This is a genomic window from Limnoraphis robusta CS-951 (assembly GCF_000972705.2).
On sequence record NZ_LATL02000028.1, the window covers coordinates 1 to 8333 of the forward strand.

Consider the following 8333-nt stretch of genomic DNA (forward strand, 5'->3'; position numbering starts at 1 on the left):
CAATAAGAGTGAAAATAGAATCTCTGTAGCTTGGGTAGAACGAAGTGAAACCTAACAGTTAAAGAAAGTGAAACTAAACAATTATCTTTCACTGTTGGGTTTTGTACCTCAACCCAACCTACACAATAAGAGTGAAAATAGAATCTCTGTAGGTTGGGTAGAACGAAGTGAAACCCAATAGTTAAAGAAAGTGAAACTAAACAATTATCTTTCACTGTTGGGTTTCGTACCTCAACCCAACCTACACAATGAGTTGAAAATTTTTATAACATTTTGGCTAAACAGTTGATTTTTGTGGCAAACTAAAGTATTACCATGATCTCCAGGCGTTAGATGAGGTGCAGCATGAATACAGACTTACTGCTTCAGCTTAAACGAGAATTTCAGATTTTAGTTGAACAGATGAAAATTGTCTTCTGTCCTCAGAATGATATCCAACCACACGCCTATGATATTCTACAGTTCAAAGTTCCGTTGCAAAACCTTCGGAGTCGTTTGCAGACGGAAAAACAAAATCATGCAAATTTTGGAGATTTGGATAAATTAGAAATTCTCTGGGCTGATGAACAAACCAAGCAAAAATGGCATCAAAAACGAGATCAGCAAGAAGAACTTTTAGAACGTTTATTGATCCATGATAATCTGCTTTTGTGTTTCAGTGACTTTATTCGATACAATTCTCACCGAGATCCTTTCAATCTAATTTCGCTTTTACATCATCTCCTCGAATTTATGGCGATTGATATTCGCCGCTATACTCACTTTCCCCATTTAGCGATCGCCTACGAAGGAATAGAAGCTTTACAGTCTAATATTAGACAGTTTATAAATCGTTTAAAAAAACAACTCACTCCCGCCGAAAAGCAAAAACAGAAAAGATTTTATTCTTTAATTTTAGAGTTAGAAGAATATCAGTCTATTATTCAACCGCAAACCGAACTATTTTCCCAAGAAAAAGCTGAGTTAGAACAGCAAAAGCAACAGTGGTATCAACAACAAGAAGAACTAAAAAACAGACAGCAAGCTGAGTTTGAACAACAAAAAGCTTGGTTAGAAGAACAAAAAGCTGCATTAAAGCGAGAACAGGAAGCGTTAATTCTGCCGAAAATAGACAGTTTTTCTCCCCTGAAGTCAGAGTTAAAATTAGATAAAAAACCTGCTAACCGCCCGAGAATGAGTTTAAGTCCCTTGCTATTATTAGCCTTTGTGACTGCGATTTTAGGCGGCATTCAATTCCTCCCAAAAGCCTCAGTCAACTCTCAACAAAAAATGAGTGTTTTGGCAGAAAATCAACCCCTTGAACTGCGATTAAAATCGGCTCAAGCTTTAGCAAGAGAAGCCAGCCAAACCGTAGAAAATCCACCTTTATCTTTAACTGCTTGGAAAGAAGCTCAAGGAAAATGGCAAGATGCGATCGCAGTATTAGAAGAAATGCCAGAAAGTCAAGTTAAATCAGAACCCGTTCAACAACAATTAGCAATTTATCAAGAAGATTATAACTGGGCGAGTCAAAAGTTAATTCAAGAACAAACGGCGATCGCAAATTTTAAAACGGCTCAAAAACTGGGTTTAGAAGCATCTGTTTTAGTGAAAAATCCACGTAATTCTTTAGAAGTTTGGCAACAAGCCCAAAACCAATGGCAAACCGCAATTAACTTACTAGAAACCATTCCAAATGATGCTTTAATTGCCCCTCAAGTTCAAGAAAAATTAGTCTTTTATCGGCTCAATTCTCAAGAAATCGAAAAACGAATTATGAATTATGAATGATCAATCTTCCCTGTCCCCTGTCCCCCGTTCCCTGTCCCCTGTCCCCGATCTTCAAGAATGAGAGGTAATGTAAAAAAATATTACGATACCACTAATATTGTGAACCTGACGCCTCAAAATACATCCGGTAGGTAGTAAAAATTGTTGGGCTACTGCTGTCCCAGCGAACTACCAGATTGGATCGTCAGGCAGGAAATGTAACTTTATGTTGCGATGCCACAAGCAGGGGCAACAGGTTAAAAAGCTGCAAGGCGGTACTGATCAGCCAAGTTGAGTGTCAAACGGCATCAGCTAGTCCTCTTGACAGGACAGCACTTAACAGGGTTTCATTCGGGTTAACCCCAAAAAATGATCAACCGCGACAACCCGACAAAGGTGAGTCGAGGGTTGAATCAAGAACACGTTAGCTAAAACTCTTTGGTAAAAAATGAGTATCGTCACTAAATCCATCGTGAATGCAGATGCTGAGGCTCGTTATCTCAGCCCTGGTGAGTTAGATCGAATCAAGGCATTTGTAACCTCTGGTGAGCGTCGGGTTCGTATCGCCGAAACCATGACCGCAGCTCGTGAGCGCATCATCAAAGAAGCTGGCAACCAACTGTTCCAAAAGCGTCCTGATGTTGTTTCTCCGGGTGGAAACGCCTATGGTCAAGAAATGACTGCAACTTGCTTGCGTGACTTGGACTACTACCTCCGTCTAGTAACCTACGGAATCGTAGCAGGTGACGTTACTCCCATCGAAGAAATCGGAATCGTGGGCGTTCGTGAAATGTACAAGTCTCTCGGTACCCCCATCGAGGCTGTTGCAGAAGGAGTTCGCGCTATGAAGAGCGTTGCTACCTCCTTGCTGTCTGGTGAAGATGCTTCCGAAGCCGGATCATACTTCGATTATTTAGTCGGTGCAATGTCATAGGATGATCTTTTGCTCCCCTGGAGCGAACATTCAAGAATCTTAGATTCAGCAGCAACACTTAAGGAATTATAAAGCCAATCATGCAAGACGCAATTACCGCCGTAATCAACTCCTCTGACGTTCAAGGAAAGTACCTGGACTCCAACGCTCTCGATAAGCTGAAAGCTTATTTCGCCACTGGTGAACTGCGCGTTCGTGCTGCAAGCACCATCAGCGCTAACGCCGCTTCTATCGTTAAAGAAGCAGTTGCTAAGTCTCTGCTGTATTCAGATGTTACCCGCCCGGGCGGAAATATGTACACCACTCGTCGTTATGCAGCTTGCATCCGCGACTTGGATTACTACCTGCGTTATGCTACCTATGCAATGTTAGCTGGCGATCCTTCTATCTTGGACGAGCGTGTACTCAACGGTTTGAAAGAAACTTACAACTCTCTGGGTGTACCCATCGGTTCCACCGTGCAAGCCATTCAAGCCATGAAAGAAGTGACTGCTGGTTTAGTCGGCGCTGATGCTGGTAAAGAAATGGGCGTTTACTTCGACTACATCTGCTCTGGCTTAAGCTAGAACTGTTTAAGAAGACGAACCTGTTCAACAGGGGTGTAGAATTTTGAATCGATTCTTTCCTTTGTTGAGTATTACTCAATCGTCTACAGCAAGGCTAGGGAAGTCCGTTGTGAGTGCTAGAGTGCTAAAGGCTTGTCTGAGTGAAATGATGAGTTTTCGTGAGCTAGTATTGACTCTGTGACTCCCAGCCTTCAATCGTTTAAAAAAGACTGTAAAGACTGGGAATTCTATTTTTGGAGAACCATTACCATGAGAATGTTTAAAGTCACGGCTTGTGTTCCGAGCCAAAGCCGTATCCGCACTCAGCGAGAATTACAAAATACCTACTTTACCAAATTAGTTCCTTACGATAACTGGTTCCGTGAACAGCAACGGATTATGAAAATGGGCGGTAGAATCGTTAAGGTTGAATTAGCGACGGGTAAGCCTGGAATGAATACAGGATTGCTGTAAGTATGTTCCCGCGCCACAACCCAAAACGGGTTTGGCGAGGGATGAGATCGGTTCGATCTCCCTACCGAACGACGAATCTCAGACTTTCAATTCTAATTCCTTTGTTATATCTTTTTGAGTTGCTCTCGTCAGCTATTATAAATGGGTGTAGCAGGACTTTGGCGGGAGATGCAGATGAAAAATTGGGAATTTCTGCTTCAAAGAGAAGGAGATACAACTTGGCTTCCTCTGGAAACTCCAGATGTGGAGATTTTAGAAGGGCGTTATCGGGTTGTCGCTCGTTCCGGTTATCCGAACGCTAAGATATCCGTCCGCATCACTCATCATGCTCTAGAAGAAACCCCTCCGGTTCGGCGTGTTCAAACTCGCACCACCAATACCTCAGCCGAGGGATTATTGATTGTTATTCCCTACACTCGTCTGAAGCCCGGAATCTGGGATCTGTCCTGTGATCCTCAACTTCAGCCCACTCTCGTTAGTAAATCTTCTGATAATTCGGTTAAACTGCGGGTTCTCTCCAATGACTCTGAACCGTTAGAGCAACTCCCCCGCATTGATGAATCTTTGAGTTCCGACTCAGAATTTGAAACTCCCGATCTGTCGGAAAGTTCAGAAGAAATGACACAGACGACTTCTTCCGATAAACCCTTAGTTGAAGTCATTGATCAACGTAATACCACCTCTGAAACCCAACCTCCATCCCCCCAACAAGAGTTAACCGCAACTCCACAGACGGAACTCTCAAGCGATGATTCTGAACAAGCCGAAGCCTTGGATGTCTCACCCGTTTCCATCGTTGATATTGAATCGCTCAATGGCGATGATCAACCAGCCGTTACGCCCCAGTCGCCATCTCATTCGGGAATTGTTGAGGTACAACTCACCCTCGAAAAAGAATCCTACGTTGCCAAATTAGGACAGGCTTTGTTAATTTCTGGACGGGTTGAAGACGCTGAATCTTTTGAACCCTCAAATAGCCAACCCCTAGAACAGTCCATTGATCAGCCTTGTTTGCACGTTTATCTACGCGATCCGCATAATTCTAATATTTTACTGCACGTCCAACAGCCAATACCCCTATCAATTATCCCCATCCCCTTTTCCTGTTTAGTTTATCTTCCCTTTGAATGTAAAACTCGCCTGATTTTGGGAGAAATTATGATTTCTAGTAACGGTGTTCCTGTTACTAGCCATCTATTTACCATCGCCACTCAAGTGGAACATCTTCTCGACGCAATAGGAACTGACGTCAGTCCTGAAGAACAGATCGAGATCATAACCGATGAATCTGATCCGGTTGAAGCGACAACTCGCTTACATCTGATCGATCCAAACGCCCTTCCCGAACCTGAACCAATATCAGAACCTTATTCTCGTCGTCCTACCGTTCCCGTTATTCAAGCCAATCCTCAAACCAATCAGCCCTTAACAACAGCGTCTTCTCTAGAACTCCCAAGCTTTGGTCATTTTCGCTCTGAGAATGCAAATCCTCCTGTAGAGGTGACTACTTCCTCCAAGAAAACAACTTCCGCTTCTTCTGAGTTGGCGGATGCGGAAATTCTCACCCCAACTGAAGAACCCTTGATGGCGACGAGCGCCTTTGAAGATGACTCCGACAGCAATGAAGAAAGTCAGTTCGTTCAAGTTTCACCCGTTGATCCGGCTTTTCAATCCTTAAATCTTGAAAATCGCTTTTGGTCACGCTTAAACGCTCTCGCTCAAGATCGAGACTTGTCTCAATGGATGAAGCAAGCCAAACCCACACCAATGCCTGAAACCTCCTTTATGCAAACTCGGGCTGAATCTCCCGAGACGGCTGTTGCTTCCCCATCGGTTCAAGCTGATCCGCTTTTTGTTCCCCTCGAAGATGATTTAGAATCTCAAGAAATTGTGGTGGATGACGAAGCCGTTGATGCGTCACCGTTGTCATATTCCCGAGAGCGAACCCTGCGGTTGGTAGACTCTCATCCCACTCAAGCGTCAACCTCCGAAACTTCAGCAACATTATCAGAAGATGAACCGATTGCACCTCCGATTTTAGAAATCATTAATCCAGAAATTATTGCAGGTCGAACGGTGAAAGTTCGGGTGCGTATGAATGAGAATTTACCGCGAATTTATGTCAAAATATGGGTGTACGATCGCCAATCTCGGACTATTGTAGACGGGCCGCGCTGGTTAACTGAGTTTTCACCGAATGGTTTTAACCAAATTGAAACAACGGTGAACTTAGAGATTGCTTACGGTAGTTTAGAGGTTCAATTTGAGGCGATCGCAGTTGAAATGCAGACTCAACGAGAAAGTCATAAAGTCATCGTCGAACGTTCTGTGATTCCTCCGGCGGCTCCAACTTTACCTCTAGAGGAGAAATGAGTTGAGAAAAGGTCTTGACAATTCCCGATCTACAGACACTCAAATCCTCTTAAGTCAAGTGGGCGATTTTCTAGTCAAATAGCAAGATCGTTTCGAGTTTCTTTCTTTTTAAGAGTCTGTTTTTAAACACGCACTCATTTTTGATGGGTAAAATTCGTTATCCTACGGGTTTTACCTGGGTTTTATAGCACTACGCAAATTGGTTAGGACATTTTTAGATTCTGAAACCCTTTCATAGTCTGCTGATCCGGTGTTCCCTGTTCCCCGTTCCCTGTTCCCTAGCGCGTAGCGCTATAACAGTTGAAAAAAACGAGTCGATTCATCTCATCTGATCCTCATCGGATTTGAGATCCATCTCGATTTTTAAATAAGCATTGAAAATTTTTTGAGGAGTTTAAACATGGTACTGAAACACTATCAATCCTTTCAAGATCAAGAGGATATTGGGCGTCAAGTTCATCAAGTTTTTAATCAACCCGAACAGTGGGGAAATTCTCATCCTCAAGTTCCGGTTATTAAGTTGAATGAAGCCGAAGATACGATTGTTGTCAAAGCGATCATACCCAGCTTAGATGAAAAAAGTTTAGAAATGCAAGTGACTCCGGAATCAATTGTACTTTCAGGAAACTTGTATCATCGTCAACGCCAAACAGAATCCCCATCTAACGAGCGAAAATTTAGTCAAAAGTTTCGCAAAGTGATCGCCCTTCCCCAACCCATCCTCACTCCAGACATCAAAACCAACTATGTGAATGGTATTTTGACTCTGATTTTACCCAAAGCTTCCTAAGCAATCAATCAAACTGAGATTTTCCTAGTTTTCTTCTTGAATTGACTCGCAGAATTTGAAACAACGCGAATCTTATCGTTTTCAATCGGAGCAAATTCAAGATTTCTAGGATTTAAAAACCTCAATAATTATTAGATGTCCCGTCAACTCGCTTGGCGGGATTTTAATTGCAAATTTTTTTTATTTATGGGTGTCATTTGTGATGAATACTCGATTAACAAAGCTGTTGATGATTTTAACCGGATTTAAAACAGACAGTCTGTATTAGAGAGTGGACACACTAATACGGACAGACTCATGCGGTTCTACACTTTCATCCTGTTATTCAGCGTCCTCTCAATAGTTTGGGCTAATGCAACTAAAGGTGTCAAAGCGGGTTCATGGTTGCTCGTTCAAGAGAGCGGTGAAGTTAGCTGTACTACTAATTGTCCTGATCCTAATCGCGGAAGTGGACGCTAATCTAGAACGTCATCAAGAAGTAACAAAGAGAGATTTGTTCAAGCGGATTGAGGGAATTGATTTTTAACTTTTTCCTGATCAGATCACAAGGTAACTGTACTCAGATGTGACCCCTCTAGCCCTGCTAAAATCTGCTTTAGTTTCTGTTTTTAGCTTACTGTCTTCTAGCTTGGTCGCTTTTTCCCCATTTTTCCAACAAGTTTCTCTTGCTGAATCGCCGCTCAATAGCAAACTCGAATTGTTTCCGGTTCCATCCGATTTAAAGGGGTCTTTCCAAGAACAAAACGAACAGAACACAGAAGATTCTACACCAGATGCGAGTCGAGGTGAGAGTCGTCGAACTTCATTGATCGATGTGTGAGTGGATACCCCAACCGACACGCAAGTAGGTTGGGGAGGAAACGAACACCAACTATAGCAGAAATCAGGAGACACCCAACGGGATAGGCAGTTGCTCCTCGACGGAAACCGCCAAGTCCGCACTGCCTCACCGAGACTGGAGACAGAATTGAAACCTTTATCAGAAAAGGATTTGACAGAAAAACAGTGTCCTAATCAACTCTTTCTCTGCTATAATTAACATTTGCTTGCCTGGAATTCGCTTTCCTGTTGACAAATCAACCCAGTGGCACGAGCAAGCAACACCACTTTGGACGCTGTAAATTGTCCGAGTCTTTTCCAATTGAGATCGGACACAGAAATTTGTTTTGCCGTGTCCCCCGAACACCATCCGTAATAGGTTTTTCCGGTTTTTTCCGCCTTGACAAAATCTCCTTTTCGGATGCCGTGACGGGTTGTTGTACCTCCATATTTTCGTCTTACTCCACCTAATGAGGGAACCATCAAGTGTAATTGACGACGACTAATTGGAGGGCGACGAATAACCGTAAACGGTGCATTCGTTATCGTTACAACACCCTCCCAATGACCGTAGTGGTGTCCGGTTTGATATCTGGTAAAAGCGTGAGCCGCCAGTGTAACGCCATCAACAGCGTGAGTGGCTGGAATT

7 protein-coding genes and 1 pseudogene are annotated in these 8333 nt (G+C 43.0%); 7 read left to right on the plus strand and 1 reads right to left on the minus strand.

Features of this window, described 5'->3' with window-relative positions; all coding sequences use genetic code 11:
• Positions 1–345: 345 nt before the first annotated feature.
• The 7 genes from WN50_RS02335 to WN50_RS02365 all read left to right on the plus strand — a co-directional run bounded on the left by WN50_RS02335 (position 346) and on the right by WN50_RS02365 (position 7685).
• A complete protein-coding gene (locus WN50_RS02335; RefSeq protein WP_046276868.1) occupies positions 346–1770 on the plus strand; it encodes a hypothetical protein in 1425 nt (474 codons plus the stop codon).
• 427 nt (positions 1771–2197) lie between these two features.
• A complete protein-coding gene (apcA, locus tag WN50_RS02340) occupies positions 2198–2683 on the plus strand; it encodes an allophycocyanin subunit alpha (RefSeq protein ID WP_046276869.1) in 486 nt (161 codons plus the stop codon).
• Between the two features lie 80 nt (positions 2684–2763).
• The gene (gene apcB / locus WN50_RS02345) at positions 2764–3249 is read left to right on the plus strand and encodes an allophycocyanin subunit beta (protein WP_046276870.1); all 486 of its coding nucleotides are present in this window, start codon (positions 2764–2766) and stop codon (positions 3247–3249) included.
• Between the two features lie 249 nt (positions 3250–3498).
• On the plus strand, positions 3499–3702 hold the full coding sequence (locus tag WN50_RS02350; RefSeq protein WP_046276871.1) for a phycobilisome linker polypeptide: 204 nt from the start codon (positions 3499–3501) through the stop codon (positions 3700–3702).
• 141 nt (positions 3703–3843) lie between these two features.
• Positions 3844–6075 carry a hypothetical protein gene (locus tag WN50_RS02355; protein WP_046276872.1) on the plus strand — a complete coding sequence of 744 codons (2232 nt, stop codon included), beginning with the start codon at positions 3844–3846 and terminating at the stop codon, positions 6073–6075.
• Positions 6076–6475: 400 nt separating this feature from the next.
• Complete coding sequence (locus tag WN50_RS02360; protein WP_046276873.1) at positions 6476–6865, plus strand: Hsp20/alpha crystallin family protein; 390 nt, start codon at positions 6476–6478, stop codon at positions 6863–6865.
• 565 nt (positions 6866–7430) lie between these two features.
• The gene (locus WN50_RS02365) at positions 7431–7685 is read left to right on the plus strand and encodes a hypothetical protein (protein ID WP_046276874.1); all 255 of its coding nucleotides are present in this window, start codon (positions 7431–7433) and stop codon (positions 7683–7685) included.
• A 215-nt stretch (positions 7686–7900) separates the two neighbouring features.
• On the opposite strand, the pseudogene WN50_RS02370 reads toward WN50_RS02365, so the two are convergent.
• Positions 7901–8333: pseudogene (locus WN50_RS02370) on the minus strand (RRXRR domain-containing protein); the annotation flags it as partial.

Excerpts from the sequence above, each read along its gene's own strand:
- WN50_RS02335 (WP_046276868.1), top strand. The coding sequence starts at position 346 with ATGAATACAGACTTACTGCTTCAGCTTAAACGAGAATTTCAGATTTTA.
- apcA (WP_046276869.1), top strand. The coding sequence starts at position 2,198 with ATGAGTATCGTCACTAAATCCATCGTGAATGCAGATGCTGAGGCTCGT.
- apcB (WP_046276870.1), top strand. The coding sequence starts at position 2,764 with ATGCAAGACGCAATTACCGCCGTAATCAACTCCTCTGACGTTCAAGGA.
- WN50_RS02350 (WP_046276871.1), top strand. The coding sequence starts at position 3,499 with ATGAGAATGTTTAAAGTCACGGCTTGTGTTCCGAGCCAAAGCCGTATC.
- WN50_RS02355 (WP_046276872.1), top strand. The coding sequence starts at position 3,844 with ATGGGTGTAGCAGGACTTTGGCGGGAGATGCAGATGAAAAATTGGGAA.
- WN50_RS02360 (WP_046276873.1), top strand. The coding sequence starts at position 6,476 with ATGGTACTGAAACACTATCAATCCTTTCAAGATCAAGAGGATATTGGG.